This window comes from Sporosarcina soli, assembly GCF_042655805.1.
Taxonomy (GTDB): domain Bacteria; phylum Bacillota; class Bacilli; order Bacillales_A; family Planococcaceae; genus Sporosarcina; species Sporosarcina soli.
In genome coordinates this window covers 565,218-579,671 of record NZ_JBHSNO010000001.1, presented here as the reverse complement: position 1 = coordinate 579,671, position 14,454 = coordinate 565,218, and the positions used below count along the sequence as shown (strand labels likewise).

At 39.5% G+C, this 14,454-nt stretch carries 19 protein-coding genes and 2 pseudogenes; 20 read left to right on the top strand and 1 reads right to left on the bottom strand.

What is annotated here, in order from left to right; translation table 11 throughout:
- Positions 1 to 132 precede the first annotated feature (132 nt).
- The 8 genes from ACFPRA_RS02845 (at position 133) to ACFPRA_RS02810 (ending at position 5,170) form a co-directional block, all read left to right on the top strand.
- Complete coding sequence (locus ACFPRA_RS02845) at positions 133 to 381, top strand: glutaredoxin family protein (RefSeq protein ID WP_381430418.1); 249 nt, start codon at positions 133 to 135, stop codon at positions 379 to 381.
- A gap of 135 nt (positions 382 to 516) precedes the next feature.
- Positions 517 to 1,080 (top strand): beta-class carbonic anhydrase, encoded by a 564-nt coding sequence (locus tag ACFPRA_RS02840; RefSeq protein ID WP_381430415.1) that lies wholly within the window; start codon positions 517 to 519, stop codon positions 1,078 to 1,080.
- A gap of 260 nt (positions 1,081 to 1,340) precedes the next feature.
- Positions 1,341 to 1,616: a sulfite exporter TauE/SafE family protein gene (locus ACFPRA_RS02835; protein ID WP_381430412.1), complete on the top strand. Its 276-nt coding sequence runs from the start codon at positions 1,341 to 1,343 to the stop codon at positions 1,614 to 1,616.
- A 290-nt stretch (positions 1,617 to 1,906) separates the two neighbouring features.
- The gene (locus ACFPRA_RS02830; RefSeq protein WP_381430409.1) at positions 1,907 to 2,458 is read left to right on the top strand and encodes a sulfurtransferase TusA family protein; all 552 of its coding nucleotides are present in this window, start codon (positions 1,907 to 1,909) and stop codon (positions 2,456 to 2,458) included.
- Positions 2,459 to 2,470: 12 nt separating this feature from the next.
- Positions 2,471 to 2,866, top strand: a complete 396-nt coding sequence (locus ACFPRA_RS02825; RefSeq protein WP_381430406.1) for a DsrE/DsrF/DrsH-like family protein — start codon at positions 2,471 to 2,473, stop codon at positions 2,864 to 2,866.
- Between the two features lie 82 nt (positions 2,867 to 2,948).
- Positions 2,949 to 4,076 carry an MBL fold metallo-hydrolase gene (locus ACFPRA_RS02820; RefSeq protein ID WP_381430403.1) on the top strand — a complete coding sequence of 376 codons (1,128 nt, stop codon included), beginning with the start codon at positions 2,949 to 2,951 and terminating at the stop codon, positions 4,074 to 4,076.
- A gap of 23 nt (positions 4,077 to 4,099) precedes the next feature.
- Entirely contained in the window at positions 4,100 to 4,327 is a 228-nt protein-coding gene (locus ACFPRA_RS02815; RefSeq protein WP_381430401.1) for a sulfurtransferase TusA family protein, read from the top strand.
- Between the two features lie 63 nt (positions 4,328 to 4,390).
- Positions 4,391 to 5,170 (top strand): sulfite exporter TauE/SafE family protein, encoded by a 780-nt coding sequence (locus ACFPRA_RS02810; protein WP_381430398.1) that lies wholly within the window; start codon positions 4,391 to 4,393, stop codon positions 5,168 to 5,170.
- A gap of 71 nt (positions 5,171 to 5,241) precedes the next feature.
- Here ACFPRA_RS02810 and ACFPRA_RS02805 read toward each other — a convergent pair whose 3' ends face one another.
- Complete coding sequence (locus ACFPRA_RS02805; protein WP_381430395.1) at positions 5,242 to 6,021, bottom strand: MBL fold metallo-hydrolase; 780 nt, start codon at positions 6,019 to 6,021, stop codon at positions 5,242 to 5,244.
- Between the two features lie 119 nt (positions 6,022 to 6,140).
- Here ACFPRA_RS02805 and ACFPRA_RS02800 point away from each other — a divergent pair, with 119 nt between their 5' ends.
- The 12 genes and pseudogenes from ACFPRA_RS02800 to ACFPRA_RS02745 all read left to right on the top strand — a co-directional run bounded on the left by ACFPRA_RS02800 (position 6,141) and on the right by ACFPRA_RS02745 (position 14,441).
- Positions 6,141 to 6,551, top strand: a complete 411-nt coding sequence (locus tag ACFPRA_RS02800; protein WP_381430392.1) for an Lrp/AsnC family transcriptional regulator — start codon at positions 6,141 to 6,143, stop codon at positions 6,549 to 6,551.
- A gap of 200 nt (positions 6,552 to 6,751) precedes the next feature.
- On the top strand, positions 6,752 to 7,012 hold the full coding sequence (locus ACFPRA_RS02795; RefSeq protein WP_381430389.1) for a metal-sensitive transcriptional regulator: 261 nt from the start codon (positions 6,752 to 6,754) through the stop codon (positions 7,010 to 7,012).
- Positions 7,013 to 7,148: 136 nt separating this feature from the next.
- A complete protein-coding gene (locus ACFPRA_RS02790) occupies positions 7,149 to 7,514 on the top strand; it encodes a rhodanese-like domain-containing protein (protein ID WP_381430386.1) in 366 nt (121 codons plus the stop codon).
- Positions 7,515 to 7,607: 93 nt separating this feature from the next.
- Entirely contained in the window at positions 7,608 to 8,042 is a 435-nt protein-coding gene (locus ACFPRA_RS02785; RefSeq protein ID WP_381430383.1) for an OsmC family protein, read from the top strand.
- Positions 8,043 to 8,203: 161 nt separating this feature from the next.
- Positions 8,204 to 8,593: pseudogene (locus ACFPRA_RS02780) on the top strand (SAM-dependent methyltransferase); the annotation flags it as partial.
- Positions 8,594 to 8,775: 182 nt separating this feature from the next.
- Positions 8,776 to 10,104 carry an RNA-guided endonuclease InsQ/TnpB family protein gene (locus tag ACFPRA_RS02775; protein WP_381430380.1) on the top strand — a complete coding sequence of 443 codons (1,329 nt, stop codon included), beginning with the start codon at positions 8,776 to 8,778 and terminating at the stop codon, positions 10,102 to 10,104.
- A 143-nt stretch (positions 10,105 to 10,247) separates the two neighbouring features.
- Positions 10,248 to 10,469: pseudogene (locus ACFPRA_RS02770) on the top strand (SAM-dependent methyltransferase); the annotation flags it as partial.
- A 182-nt stretch (positions 10,470 to 10,651) separates the two neighbouring features.
- Positions 10,652 to 11,308, top strand: coding sequence for a hypothetical protein (locus tag ACFPRA_RS02765; protein WP_381430377.1), 657 nt, complete (start codon positions 10,652 to 10,654; stop codon positions 11,306 to 11,308).
- The gene (locus tag ACFPRA_RS02760) at positions 11,295 to 12,053 is read left to right on the top strand and encodes a cytochrome c biogenesis CcdA family protein (RefSeq protein WP_381430374.1); all 759 of its coding nucleotides are present in this window, start codon (positions 11,295 to 11,297) and stop codon (positions 12,051 to 12,053) included. Before ACFPRA_RS02765 ends, ACFPRA_RS02760 begins: the two co-directional genes overlap by 14 nt.
- Positions 12,054 to 12,071: 18 nt before the next feature.
- Complete coding sequence (locus ACFPRA_RS02755; protein WP_381430371.1) at positions 12,072 to 12,644, top strand: TlpA disulfide reductase family protein; 573 nt, start codon at positions 12,072 to 12,074, stop codon at positions 12,642 to 12,644.
- Positions 12,645 to 12,685: 41 nt separating this feature from the next.
- Entirely contained in the window at positions 12,686 to 13,372 is a 687-nt protein-coding gene (locus ACFPRA_RS02750; protein ID WP_381430369.1) for a response regulator transcription factor, read from the top strand.
- Entirely contained in the window at positions 13,356 to 14,441 is a 1,086-nt protein-coding gene (locus tag ACFPRA_RS02745) for a sensor histidine kinase (RefSeq protein ID WP_381430366.1), read from the top strand. The genes ACFPRA_RS02750 and ACFPRA_RS02745 overlap by 17 nt, the downstream gene beginning before the upstream one ends.
- The last annotated feature ends 13 nt before the right edge of the window (positions 14,442 to 14,454 follow it).

The window sequence follows — 14,454 nt, the reverse complement described above, 5'->3', positions numbered from 1 at the left end:
GTCCCAGTTTTTTAGTGCTGGGGCTTATTTATGCGAAGGGCATTCGTGCCTTGTGTATATAACTACAATAAACGGCACGGGGTATGTATAATCAATCATTAGAGGAAGGGAAATTGGAAAAGAGGCTATGAAATGAAACATAACATAACGGTTTATACAACTACACTATGTCCTGTATGCCGAATGGTGAAAGACTTTCTAAATGATTCTGAGATACCCTTTAAAGAGGTCAATGTGGATATCCGGCCAATTGCCATGATAAAACTTATCGGGAAAACAAAGAAACTCACAGTACCACAAACAAATATAAACGGAGAATGGATATCCGGTTTTGACCCAATCCGTATACTGAATGCAATGAGTGTGGAAAATGATATCTAACTAAAATTGTTTGACAATTCGTTCGTTTCGAGGTTATTCTTATTTAGAAGTCGTCATAAAAGAATTTGAAAAACGAATCAGTTAAAATTGAAATATGCTAAAAACAGCTACATACGAAGTGAGGAGAGGTTTTATATGATGATTGATACTGTTTTGGAATACAATGAGCAATTCGTTAAAGACCGAAAATATGAGGAGTTTCGTACAACAAAATTCCCGAACAAAAAAATGGTGATTGTCACTTGTATGGATACAAGATTAATTGAACTTTTACCCCAGTCTATGAATTTGCGTAATGGAGATGCTAAAATCATCAAAAATGCAGGCGGTGTTATTTCCCATCCATTTGGCAGTGCCATGAGAAGTATTCTGGTGGCATTATATGAACTAAAAGCAAGCGAAGTTTGTGTAATCATGCATCATGGGTGTGGCATGAACAATATAAATTCAGTTGAAACGATAAAGAAAATGCAAGAAGGCGGAGTTTCTAAACAAACATTTGACACATTGGAGTTTGCCGGCATTGATATCGAGAAATGGCTAGCAGGTTTTGAAAATGTAGAAGATAGCGTTCGTAATAGCGTGAATATGATTAAGAAACATCCCCTTCTCCCAATTGGTACACCTGTCCATGGCCTAGTGATTGACCCGGAAACAGGTAAATTAGATGTGGTAGTAAAGGATGATGTACCTGTATAAACCACACTTAAAAGAAATTAGCGTTATCCAGCTACTATCCGATGATTGTATCTGGATAACGAAATAAGTAAAAGGCATTTGAGAATCAGCTCATTCCCAAATGCCTTTTAGTTTAACTTGATTCTGCAGAAGTCCTCCAATTCCATAAGGGGAGGGATTTTTGATGAAGGAGCATTAACTGCAGATTAAAAATAAACCCGCCGGCTATTTAGGTTCAGTACTTATTGGACTAGCTTTTGCATTAGGCTGGACACCCTTGTATGGGCCCGATTTTAGCGACTACATTAACACTTGTAGGTGCAAATCCATCACAAGGTCTTTGGTATATGGCAGCTTATGTTTTAGGTTTTAGTATTCCTTTTCTATTCATGGCATTTTTCATTACTAAATTCGCTTGGGTAAAAAAATACAGTTACTCCGTAATGAAAGTCGGGGGAGGAATTATGATCGCTATGGGAATGATCTTGTTATTTGATAGACTTACACTTATCAATTCATTACTCCAACCGATCTTCGGAGATTTCCAAGGTTTTTAGTTTTTTTTAGAATCCATTTTGATCAAGCTTATTCAAAATGGATTCTTCTTTTTACCCCTAAACTACTGAAGTGTAATAATTAATGAAATTAATATGTTGACATTTTACCCTGTGGGGTATATTATAAGTCATGTAATCAGTTCTCATGAACGCAAGTAATGAGAATCCTATACGGCATCAAGCAAACAGTCGTTATCCGGAAACGACTATTTTATTGCAATATATTATACCCATGCAGGTATAGGTAAAAGTGTCGTCATGATAATCAATCATCTAAGGGAGGTAAAGAAATGATTCGAGCAAATATGCAGCTAGATGCAAAAGGTTTAGCATGTCCAATGCCGGTTGTAAAAACCAAAAAAACAATCAACGATCTTGAAGAAGGTCAAGTATTGCAAATTCAAGCAACTGACAAAGGCTCAACGGCCGATTTAACTGCCTGGGCAAGTACTGTAGGGCATCAATATTTAGGTACAGTGGAAGAGGGCGATGTTCTTTATCATTACATCCGCAAAGGTTCTAATGAGCCGGAAGTGGAAAAGGCCTATGAACATACGATTTCACTTGAAGAATTGGAATCACGAAACGGTTTAATTTTAGACGTACGTGAAGCAGCTGAATATGCTTTTGGACATATTGAAGGTGCCAAATCCATTCCAATGGGAGAATTAGAATCCCGCCTTGCGGAATTGAATAAAGAACAAGAAATTTATGTGATTTGCCGTACAGGCAATCGCTCAGATTTGGCAGCACAGCTTTTGGCAAATAACGGCTTTACAAAAGTTTATAACGTTCTACCCGGCATGAATGAGTGGAACGGTAACTTAACAAAAGAGATATAGGGGGAATTTATTATGTCAGAAAAAATCGCTATTATTGCAGCAAACGGTGGAATGTTTGATGCTTACAAAGTATTCAATATCGCAACGGCAGCAGCAGCTTCAGAAAAAGAGGTACAAATCTTCTTCACGTTTGAAGGGTTGAACTTAATTCACAAGCAAGCCATGCATGCATTAGAAATGCCAGCAGGAAAAGAACATTTCGCCGAAGGCTTTGAAAAAGCGAATGTTCCCAGCATTCCACAACTCGTAGAAATTGCGCAAGATCTTGGTGTGAAATTTATTGCTTGCCAAATGACAATGGATGTAATGGGTCTGACAAAAGAAGATTTCGTGGATGGAATCGAAGTGGGTGGAGCTGTAACATTCCTAGAGTTCGCTAAAGATGCAGCGCCAACATTAACATTCTAATCAGAAAAAACTTCATGCAGTGGGGGAACTTCCCCCACTGCAAAAAAATCGACACTAATATACCTATGGGGGTAATTAAGAGATGACTGTAAACAAATGGACAGCAGCACAAGTTGCTCGAAAAGTAATTGATAATGAAGAACTTTTTATCTTGGACGTACGTAATGCAGATGCATTTGAAGATTGGAAAATTGAAGGACATAAATTTGAGTATTTAAATATTCCTTACTTTGAATTATTGGATGGTGTGGAGGAAATTCTACCGAAACTTCCGTCGGATAAAGATGTCCTAGTCGTCTGTGCGAAAGAAGGGTCTTCGGTCATGGTGGCGGAAATGCTAGCAGAAGCTGGTCGAGAAGTAGCTTACCTTGAGGGAGGGATGAAATCTTGGAGCAGCTACCTGGAACCGATAAAGGTGGCTGACTTAAGAAATGGCGGGGAATTATACCAATTTGTTCGTCTAGGCAAAGGATGCCTATCCTATATGGTAATTTCCGAAGGAGAAGCAGCCATTATTGACACAGTACGTTTTACAGATGTGTTTACAAACTTTGCAAAGGAAAAAGGTGTAGAAATCAAGCAAGTGTTTGACACACACTTACACGCGGACCATATTTCCGGTGGACGTCACATCGCAAATGAAACAGGCGCAACTTACTATTTACCACCAAAAGACGCGACAGAAGTGGTGTTTGATTACACACCACTCACGGATGGCCTAAACGTGAAAATCGGTGCATCTCAAATTGATGTAAATGCACTGTATTCACCTGGTCATACGATTGGTTCTACATCATTTATCATTGATGATCGGTTCCTATTGACGGGAGATATTTTATTTATCGACTCCATCGGTCGTCCGGACTTAGCAGGACTCGCAGAAGATTGGGTAGGGGATTTACGTGAAACATTGTATTCCCGTTACCGTGAACTTGCTGAAGACCTGGTCGTATTACCTGCACATTTCATGATCATTGAGGAATTGAATGAAAATGGAACAGTGGCAAGACGACTTGGTGATCTATTTAAAGAAAATCATGGTTTGAACATCGATGACGAAGAAGAATTCCGTCGTACGGTGACAGATAACTTACCACCACAACCAAATGCGTACGAACAAATTCGTCAAGTCAACATGGGTAAAATCGATCCTGACAATGATGAACAAACGGAAATGGAAATTGGACCGAATCGCTGTGCGGTTCGATAAAAAAGAGTAAAGGAGTCATTCACATGAACATTACAAAAACATTAGATGCAAAAGGACTTGCTTGTCCAATGCCGGTCGTTAGTACAAAAAAAGCGATGGATACGCTGAACTCCGGTGAAGTACTTGAAGTGCTGGCAACGGATAAAGGTGCACTAAGCGATATCCCAGCATGGGCAAAATCCGGTGGTCACACTTTATTGGAGCGAAAAACAGAAAAAGATGTTTTATACTTCTATATTCAAAAAGCATAACGAAAACCAAATAGCGAGTAGCCATCACTACTCGCTCATCTAAGTTAGAAAGGAGGGTGATCCATGGATTTAACATTTATCATCGTCGTATTTGCAATTGGATTTATCGGATCTTTTCTCTCCGGTATGTTAGGTGTCGGTGGTTCGATTATTAAATATCCAATGTTATTGTATATTCCACCTTTATTTGGTCTTGTAGCCTTTACAGCGCATGAGGTATCAGGTATCAGTGCTGTACAGGTACTGTTTGCTTCCCTTGCAGGAGTCTGGGCATATCGAAAAGGTGGCTATCTAAACAAGCAACTCATCATTTATATGGGAGGAGCCATCTTACTTGGGAGTTTACTTGGTAGTTATGGATCTAGCTACTTATCAGAACAAGCAGTGAATGTCGTCTATGGTATTCTTGCCGTCATTGCTGCAGTGATGATGTATGTACCGAAAAAGCCAGTAGATGATATCCCGCTAAATGAAGTGACATTTAATAAGCCAATCGCAGCCATCTTAGCTTTAATAGTAGGAATCGCATCCGGTATAGTCGGTGCCGCAGGCGGATTCCTACTCGTACCGATCATGTTGACTGTCCTGCATATACCAACACGAATGACGATTGCAACAAGTCTAGCCGTTACGTTTATTTCTTCGATCGGAGGGAGTGTAGGTAAACTCGTTACCGGTCAAGTGGCTTATTGGCCAGCCATTATTATGATTGCGGCAAGCCTGCTAGCAGCGCCACTTGGAGCGAAAGCTGGTAAGAACATGGATACAAAAGTTTTACAAGTTATTTTAGCATTTCTGATTGCAGGTACGGCAGTGAAGATTTGGTTTGATATTTTGGTGTAATTGAATGAAGCCCATGACAGAATCAAAATAAAAGACAGACAGAAATGTTATTTTTTCTGTCTGTTTCATGCTTAAAATGTGTAAGATTCGCCGTCATCTGGCACTAATACATTAGAAGAAATCCCTTTTTCATTCGTAAAGTTTCTTAATTCTTCTCTTGATAATGTCCAGTGATTGACCGCTTCCATATGGGTTGAAATAACTTTTGCATTTGGGGCAGCTTTATACACTTCATAGATATCCTCTTTTCCCATGACGAGTGAACCGCCTTCCAGAAATTGATTGTCTCCGCCATTTACCACAATGACTTCTGGTTTATGCGTTTCAATCACTTGTTGAACAGCAGCATACCAAACCGTATCCCCAGCTAGATATAACGTTTTTTCATCAGGGTGTTTGAAGACGACCCCACATACTTGTCCGGCAAGTTCTACTAGTGGGCCTCTCCCATGCTCACCTTTTGTTTTAATGAATTGGATGCCTTTAAACACTGTATTCTCTTGTAAAATCTCAATATTAGTGAAGCCGGCGTTTCGAATGACTGATGCATCCTCATCATTTTGTACAAACAATTGAATATCTTTTGGCAATGCTTCTATAGCCGCATCATCCCAGTGGTCTAAATGGAGATGAGTGACAATGACAGCGTCAAGATTGGACACGATATTATCAATAGACGTTGGTAGGCCAACTAAAGGATTGTTTTGATCTTGTCTTGGTGCAGGGGGAAATCCTGCTTGAGGTCCGAAAGGTGGATAAGCTCCTTTCTCTGCTAACATAGGATCAATTAAAAACTTTTTCCCAGCATATTGTACTACGAGTGTAGCATTTCGAATAAGTTGAATATCCATAATAACATCTCCTCTTTCCTTTGGTTCAGGTATAGTTTATACTATGGGCAATTAGGTGATACAGAGGAAAAATCAAGTCTTTTTACAGTTTGACTTGATTATTGAAAGGATTTGAAAAAATGTTGGATGACACGGATCTGCTTATCTTAGATGAACTATCTAAAAACAGCCGTATTACAATGAAAGAATTAGGTGAGAAAGTCCATTTGACCGGACAAGCCACTTCAGCGAGGGTTGCAAAACTAGAGGATAACGGAGTGATTGAGGGGTATACCATCCAAGTTAATCAAGACAAGTTAGGGTATGTTACTCATGCTTTTATCACGATCATGACAGAAGGCATTTACCATCAACCGTACCTGTCATTCTTAAAAACACAAGAACCCTATGTAATTCACAACTATAAAATCAGTGGGGATGGTTGTTATCTTCTCGAATGCAAATTTCCATCCAATGCAGAACTGGATCAATTCCTAGAAAATTTAAATAAGCACGTGAACTATAAGTTGTCGATTGTCATTAATAAATAATGCATTTTGATAAGAATGGGGGATTTCGACTTCATACACATCAACCATTGTGAGCAGCTTCAGTGTCCGATGTTGACAATATACCTGCAAGGGTATAAAATGGTGTTAGGCTTTTTTGATGCACAAAGTATAAAATGTCATTTTTTATGAACTGATTGTAAATCTCATCAAGAATAACAGCATAGTGGAGGTGAATACTCATGGAATACAATGATCAAATGAAAAATAGAGTCAAGCGCATGGAAGGGCAACTTCGTGGAATCTTGAAGATGATGGAAGAAGGCAAAGATTGTAAAGAGGTCATTACGCAGTTATCCGCTGTTCGCTCCGCAGTAGATCGAACAATAGGGGTGATTGTCAGTTCCAACTTAGTTGAATGTGTTCAAGAGGCTGAACAAAATGGGGTAAAAACGGACGAACTCATTAAGGAAGCTGTCAACTTGCTTGTAAAAAGCAGATAAAGATCTAATGGTTGACAGCCTTCTTTTCAGCAATTAATATACCTGTAGGGGTAAGGGTAAAAGAAGTTCTGAATAAAAAGGTTAATTTTTTTAATTAAATAAATACCTATATGGGTATAGAGAGGTGGTGTTGGATTTGGAATTTTTCAATTACGTCATTATTGCACTTTTCCTGTTTTTCATCCTACAGCGTGTTTTACCTACAAAAGGTGTGCGACATATCTCAACAACTGATTTAAAAGAGGAATTACGTAATAAGGAAAAGCAATTTGTCGATGTCCGAACACCGGGTGAATTTAAAGGGAATCATATTAAAGGCTTTAAAAATATCCCTCTCAACCAACTTTCTCAAAAAGCGGGTCAGGAGCTTTCAAAGGATAAAGAAGTGATTGTCATTTGTCAAAGTGGGATGAGAAGCAAAAATGCGAGTAAGATATTGAAGAAATTAGGATTTGCAAAAGTGACAAATGTAAAAGGCGGCATGCTTACTTGGCGAGGGTAGTAAGGTGAGTTTTTTGAAAACCTTTATACCCTAATAGGTATAGGAGAACTTCGTAGATTGTAGAATATTAATTTTATTGGGGGACTGTTAACGATGGCTGAATTAAAAACAAACTTGAATATTGTTTGGAATGGTGGAAAAACTGGAAAAGGTACACTTACAGCGGATTATCTAGAAACGGACGTTGCTATTCCGACAGCTTTGGGAGGCGGTGGGGAAGGGACAGATCCAAAAGAGTTACTCGTTTCTTCAGCAACAACTTGTTATATCGCAACGCTTACTTATATGCTCGAAACTAGAAAACTACCTGTAGTAGAACTTACAATAAATACGGAGGCTTCTATATCCGATAAAGGGTTTAACATAGCGCATGCTCCACAAATCGTTTTAGCTGCGGATGCAACAGAAAATCACGTACAATCTGCAGAAAGAGCGATAGAAGGAGCAGATAAAGGTTGTGAAGTCGGGAATTTGTTGAAAAAAGCTGGTGTGGTCATTGAAGTGCAAGGGAAAGTTTCTTTGAGATAGAAGAGACGAATAGAAAACACCATTTAATAACTAGAAAGAAGCACTATATACCAAATGGGGTATATAGTGCTTTATAAATAAAAGAAATTTAGCAATGGAAATCAGATGAGTACCGTGTCTAATGGCAAATACAAAAACTCTATAGAAAGGATGATGAAAAGATGAACCATTGGAATACACGTTTTATTACAACGAATTATGTTTATGGAAAGGAACCAAATGCTTTTTTATCGGAATTTCAAGAGAAAATCAAGATTTCCGGGGATGTCTTAGCCATAGCCGAAGGGGAAGGTCGGAATGCGGTTTGTTTGGCAGAGCAGGGGTTGAACGTCACGACGTGGGATTATGCGGAATCGGGGCTAGCCAAAACAAATAAGCTCGCGGATGAATGAGAGGTAGTTGCTTCGACAAAACTTGTTGATTTAAATGAAGCGCAATGGAGTGAAGAGGATTGGGACGCTATTGTATGCATCTTTGGTCACTTCCCATCAGAACTTCGGCAGAAAACCCTTGAAGGTGTAAAGGAAGCTGTAAAGCCAGGTGGTTATTACCGATTTTCCGAACAAGAAAGACCAGTTCTTTAGAGGTGAGATGAAAGTGAGGTCGAAACGGGTCTATCTTTAGATAGGTCAATGTTTCGACTTTTTCGTTCTTTGTACCACATAATAGTTGCTGAAAAAACGTATGTTCGCTATAATTGAACTATTCAAACAAATAGGAAGGAGGGAAATCTTTGTTTGTCACTCATTCTTTTAAAATTCCTTATGATGAACAACTATATGCAGAGTTAAGAGATATGCAGCGAGAAGCGGCTGCTGTTTGGAATGATATTGTGAGAGAAGCTACTTCCTATTATTTCTCATTTCGTAAATGGTTAAGTAAAACCGACATTCAATCCATTCGTAAACAAACATATCAGCTTCATTCCCAAACGGTTCAAGCGATCGCGGATAAGTATGTCGCGAATCGGGAAACGATCCGTCAACTGCGAAAGACAGACAAGAAAGCCAAATACCCATGGCGAAAAAAACGGTATTATTGCATTCCATTGAAAAAAGCCTCTATGGATATTTCGGCTGAAACGATCGCCATTAAAAAAGTCACATACGAACTGGACCTTCCAGCTTTGCTAACGAAAAATAAAAAGAAAGATTGGCATCAAAAATTTCCGAAGAAAAATCACTCCGTCAAGTTCCCGAATCTTTCTAAAGAAAACTTGGCAAACTGCAATTATGCTGAAGTTGTTTGGCGAAATGGGGCGTATTGGTTCTGTTATGCCATTGCGGTGCCTAAAAAGGACATTTCAACGTATCCTTTTAAAGCCGCCGGAGCAGATTTAGGCGAAATTCACGCAGTGACGGTCGCAACGGAAGAGAAAGCGTTATTAGTATCGGGACGAGCAATGCGTAGCATCTCGCAATTTCGTGCAAAAACGTTAGCAGAATTGAGTAAATTAATGTCTCGCTGTAAAAAAGGATCCCGTCAATGGAAAAAATACCAGCGAGCCAGAGCACGAATCCGGCAAAAAACCGCCAATCAATTGGTAGTGTTAGAACATCAAACAACGAAAGAAATCGTTGCTTTTTTAGAAGCAGAACAAGTGACCCATCTAGTCATTGGCGACGTTTCGGGTATTGAAAAAAATACCAAGAAAAAAGGTCCTCGAAAAAAAGGACGAACGCGGCGTCAACAACTCTCCTTGTGGAATCAAGGAAAAATAAAACAAAAGCTGACCTATAAAGCACAATTAAAAGGTATACAAGTGAAAGAAACGGAAGAAAGCTATACTTCGCAAGACTGCCCGTTTTGTCATGGACGCCATCAAGCAACCGGAAGAAACTTCAGCTGTTCTGTTCACAAAACAGAAATCCATCGCGATATCAACGGTGCGCAAAACATCGCACGTAAAAAGTATCCGATGGCTGCCAAAACCATCCTCTCGGTTGTCTATAAGCAACCGGTTTGGTTAAAAAGGCATCTATCGTTCGAAGACAGACAAAAAATAAAGCATCCCAACGATCTGCCGAAACAAGTGAAACGTATCGCCGAACGGACGGCGTAGTTGGCACAGACCTTGCCCTTTCGAGAGAGGAGTTCTTTCGAATGTTGTTCGCCCAAGTTTCGCCTCTGCCTTCTCAGATGGAGAAGAGCAAGTGAAATGTTTGCGAAAAAGAATCCCATTGCTTTAGCTGTGGGAGTGGTCAATTGACAGAGGTCTATTCACATTACCAGATCCCTTATAAAAGCGGCGGACCACAAGATCTGGATTTTCTATACAAGCCGGAAGAGTTTTTGAAAGTCTTTGCTGATTGGCGCATCGTTCATTTTTTCATGGGAGAGGTTACCCGCCATGAAGGTGAACTTCATAATGGACTGTCACATGTGATTCAGTTTGTCGGTCAAAAACCTGAGAAGGAACAGGGTTGAAGTGAAACTATTTGACCGGAAAATTTCATACAGCAAATCAAAAACGACTCTAAACGATGCATTTGAGTCGTTTTTTTGATGCAGCTAATTAAATTGAATGATTGTCCATTTTCATCAAACTTTCATAAACCTTTAGTATTGTTGACAGTGAGCAATTTTTGTCTAGGGGGTTCACATTGGCTATGTCAAGTACACAATTGTCCGTCGGTATGATCATTTTAAGTTTGGCTGTGGGTTTTTTCACTTATTACTTCGTAAGTGATTTAGCAAAGGATAAAAAGAAAACTTATGTGGGAGAACTTTTGGAGCAACTGATGAATTTTGTTATTTATATATGGGTTGGGAAAATTCTTTTAAACTTTTCTGTCTTTATCAAGGATCCCTTGTCAATATTAGCCTACCCAAGTAATTCAACTGCATTTTACTTAGCGTTTTTTGCAAGCGTGCTTACAATCACAATCAAATCCAAACGGCAAAAAATTAAAATCCCTCCATTTTTAAATGCTTTTCTCTATGTCTTTTTAATCGCGTCGTTTGTTTATGAATTCATTCAAATCGTATGGAATGACAATACATATTCAATCAGATATATGGGATTACTTGCTGTTCTTATTATTGTGGTCATCGTGATCCGTGATCGGATAGCAATTGATCGATTCAATCTCATCCTGTTAGTCGGTTGGACACTAGGTGCATTAGGAGTGGCTTTAAGTATGCCATTTACGATGGTCTTCGGCTATACAATATCCCCATGGTTTTTGGGTTTCATTTTAATCGCTTGTTTAACAATACTTACGTTAAAAAAAATGGAGGAAGGTGTAATGAATGGGAGGAATTGAGACGGATACGATATTAGTCGTGGGAATGTTTTTGGCGATAGGGGCGGGTGCTTTATCTTTTCTATCCCCTTGTGTGTTGCCGATTTTTCCTGCGTATTTATCGTATATCACAGGCATCAGTGTAAAAGAACTGCAGGGAAATCAAAGCGTTAAAATACGCAGTAAATTATTGAGCCATTCTGTATTCTTTTTGTTAGGTATTTCACTTGTTTTTATTGGTTTAGGTGTCGGTGCTTCGTTTTTGGGTCAATGGATTCAAACGTTATTAATCGGTGATTCAGGACTGCTGATCCACCGTTTAGCCGGCGTCTTCATTATCTTCATGGGCCTTTTTGTTGGTGGTTGGATCAATATTTCATTGCTCATGAAAGAAAAGCGTTTCCAATCCACTAAAAGGCCTGTTGGCTATTTAGGCACTTTTTTTGTCGGAATGGGGTTTGCTGCTGGATGGACGCCTTGCATCGGTCCGATATTCGGTTCCATCTTATTTTTGGCTGCAAGTGATCCAGGCCAAGGAATCTTGTATACGGTGATGTATGTGATTGGCTTTTCATTGCCATTTCTTATTTTAACGTTTTTCCTCGGATCGACCAAATGGATTGTTCGTCATAGTCAAGTGATCATGAAAACGGGTGCCATTATCATGATTCTGATGGGTTTGATCTTATTTACTGGTCAAATGCCACGCATCACCGAGTTTCTACTAAAGTTAGTGCAAGATACGTGGTTTGAAAAATTAGGATGAGAACGGGAGGAATGGTCAATGAAAAAGGCAATACTTTTGTTGATTGTAGGGGTAATGCTTGGTTGGGCTGTGTTTGAGTTTGTCAATTCATCTGATAAAGGCGAAGCTCTAAATACCTCCGAATATGAAAATGCGAATATCGGAGAAAAAGCGATTGAATCCAATGAAGTTGGAATTCGTAAAGGTCAATTAGCACCGGATTTTGAACTGAAGACATTAGATGGCGAGACAGTAAGGTTGTCGGATTATAAAGGACAACGCGTCATGCTGAACTTCTGGGCAACATGGTGTCCGCCATGCCGCGCCGAAATGCCTGATATGCAAAAGTTTCAGGAAAAAAAGGATGTACAAATATTGGCTGTGAATTTATCTGAAACAGAATCAGATCCCGGGAATGTTCAGAAGTTTATAGACGAGTTGAACCTGACATTGACAATTCCTTTGGATGACGAATCCGCCGTCTCAAACGAATATCAGGTGATGGCTTATCCAACTACTTATATGATTGACTCGGATGGGCGCATTCAATTTGTCACGTTAGGTGCAATGAATTATGATTTCATGGTACAGCAGTTTGAAATGATGCAATAGGCTGTTTCTGTGGAGTAAACTAGGAATAGAGGTGATTCGTGATGAAACAAACGATTATGGTTGTTGAAGATGATCAAATGATTCGAAATCTGATCGGTATCTATTTAAAGAAAAACAGCTATGAAGTGGTGGAAGCAAGTGATGGGGAAGAGGCGAAGACAGTTTTTCTAGCACATCGGCCTTGTTTAATCGTATTGGACCTCATGCTTCCCAAGGTAAGTGGTGAAGAATTCTGTAACTGGATTCGTGAGCAAGTGCATAATGAGGTTTCGGTCATTATGCTTTCAGCGAAAGTGCGAATTGATGATCGGATTACAGGCTTAAAATTAGGGGCAGATGCTTATATGACAAAGCCATTTGACCCCAATGAACTGATTGCGCAAGTTGAGGCGGTTCTTCGGCGTACGGGACAGTTCTGTCAAAAAATTGTCTATAAAGGATTATGTATCATGCCAAGAAAAAGGAAAGTTGTACTTTACGGTGAAGATGTGAAACTAACAAAATATGAGTTTAATTTATTGTATTATTTCATGCAAAATCCGGATATAGTACTATCACGTGAACAGCTTATGGAGCAAATTCACCCGAACATGGAAAGTAGTGTAATGGATCGTACCATTGACGCACATATAAAAAAACTTCGTGAAAAAATAGAGGATTATCCATCGAAACCGAAGCGCGTCCAAACGGTTCGGGGAATGGGGTATAAGTTTGTCTCGAATAAATAAGCGCTTAGCCCGACTCATACCAGCGGGGTTTCTATGGCGCTTAACATTTTTGAACGTGATAGTTGTCGTAGCGATAACTGCCCTAAGTGGTTGGGCGATTTATCATACCGCCTGCTTTCTAGCGGCAGAAGTGGGAGGCTTGGATACGCTTCGGCAGCAACGATTCAATCGTACGCTTTTTAACTACTTATGGATCTTGATCATCATAGCAATCTTTACGGGAAGTGTCCTTCATTTTTATCTAATCAAACGCTTTATCAAACCAATCCGAAGTTTGATCCAAGCTACGAAAGAGTTGAAACAGGGTCATTATCCTGATCCAGTGAACGTTTATAAAAATGATGAAATTGGTCAATTGGCTCTCCAATATAATGAGCTTATTGCACAGTTAGAGATGAATGAACAGCAGAGGAACAGGCTCGTTACTGACGTATCGCATGAAATCAGAACGCCCTTATCGAATTTGAATGGGTATCTGCAAGCATTGAAAGATGGAGATATAAGAGGAGATCAAGCACTATTTGTCTCCCTGTATCAGGAATCGAACCGATTGTCCCAAATGCTTGAGCAACTGGAACAATTGAAAGAATGGGATTACATATCCGTCCAATCGATTGTTGAAAAGGAAACCCATGAAATCAAAACTATCCTCCATCAATGCGTCGCGATGTTTGAAAGGACATTGGAACAAAGGAATATTCCGATTCGCCTTGAGATTGAACCGTGTAAGGTAGATATCCATGTCGTCGGAATCCAACAGGTCATTAGCAATTTGTTGGAAAATGCTATCCGCTATTATGAGGGAGATGGCACCATTCTAGTAGCAGGAGAAAAGCGAGGGAAGGATTACCATATTTCGGTTACAGGTCCTAGCAAACCAATACCAGAAATGGAAAGAGAAAACGTATTTAGCCGGTTTTACCGACTTGACGCTTCACGAAGCCGTATGACCGGCGGTTCTGGATTGGGGCTTGCCATTTCAAAGGAAATTATCGAACGACATCAAGGGGAAATTGGTGTTGACACGACGAATACGGGTAATACTTTTTGGATAGTATTACCCGGTTGAAATAATGGTATCA

Bases quoted from the DNA above. Each gene is read 5' to 3' on its own strand.
- ACFPRA_RS02820 (WP_381430403.1), top strand. From the start codon at position 2,949: ATGACTGTAAACAAATGGACAGCAGCACAAGTTGCTCGAAAAGTAATT.
- ACFPRA_RS02840 (WP_381430415.1), top strand. From the start codon at position 517: ATGATGATTGATACTGTTTTGGAATACAATGAGCAATTCGTTAAAGAC.
- ACFPRA_RS02750 (WP_381430369.1), top strand. From the start codon at position 12,686: ATGAAACAAACGATTATGGTTGTTGAAGATGATCAAATGATTCGAAAT.
- ACFPRA_RS02815 (WP_381430401.1), top strand. From the start codon at position 4,100: ATGAACATTACAAAAACATTAGATGCAAAAGGACTTGCTTGTCCAATG.
- ACFPRA_RS02845 (WP_381430418.1), top strand. From the start codon at position 133: ATGAAACATAACATAACGGTTTATACAACTACACTATGTCCTGTATGC.
- ACFPRA_RS02805 (WP_381430395.1), bottom strand. From the start codon at position 6,021: ATGGATATTCAACTTATTCGAAATGCTACACTCGTAGTACAATATGCT.
- ACFPRA_RS02835 (WP_381430412.1), top strand. From the start codon at position 1,341: ATGGGCCCGATTTTAGCGACTACATTAACACTTGTAGGTGCAAATCCA.
- ACFPRA_RS02825 (WP_381430406.1), top strand. From the start codon at position 2,471: ATGTCAGAAAAAATCGCTATTATTGCAGCAAACGGTGGAATGTTTGAT.
- ACFPRA_RS02830 (WP_381430409.1), top strand. From the start codon at position 1,907: ATGATTCGAGCAAATATGCAGCTAGATGCAAAAGGTTTAGCATGTCCA.
- ACFPRA_RS02800 (WP_381430392.1), top strand. From the start codon at position 6,141: ATGTTGGATGACACGGATCTGCTTATCTTAGATGAACTATCTAAAAAC.
- ACFPRA_RS02785 (WP_381430383.1), top strand. From the start codon at position 7,608: ATGGCTGAATTAAAAACAAACTTGAATATTGTTTGGAATGGTGGAAAA.
- ACFPRA_RS02810 (WP_381430398.1), top strand. From the start codon at position 4,391: ATGGATTTAACATTTATCATCGTCGTATTTGCAATTGGATTTATCGGA.
- ACFPRA_RS02760 (WP_381430374.1), top strand. From the start codon at position 11,295: ATGGGAGGAATTGAGACGGATACGATATTAGTCGTGGGAATGTTTTTG.
- ACFPRA_RS02765 (WP_381430377.1), top strand. From the start codon at position 10,652: ATGTCAAGTACACAATTGTCCGTCGGTATGATCATTTTAAGTTTGGCT.
- ACFPRA_RS02755 (WP_381430371.1), top strand. From the start codon at position 12,072: ATGAAAAAGGCAATACTTTTGTTGATTGTAGGGGTAATGCTTGGTTGG.
- ACFPRA_RS02795 (WP_381430389.1), top strand. From the start codon at position 6,752: ATGGAATACAATGATCAAATGAAAAATAGAGTCAAGCGCATGGAAGGG.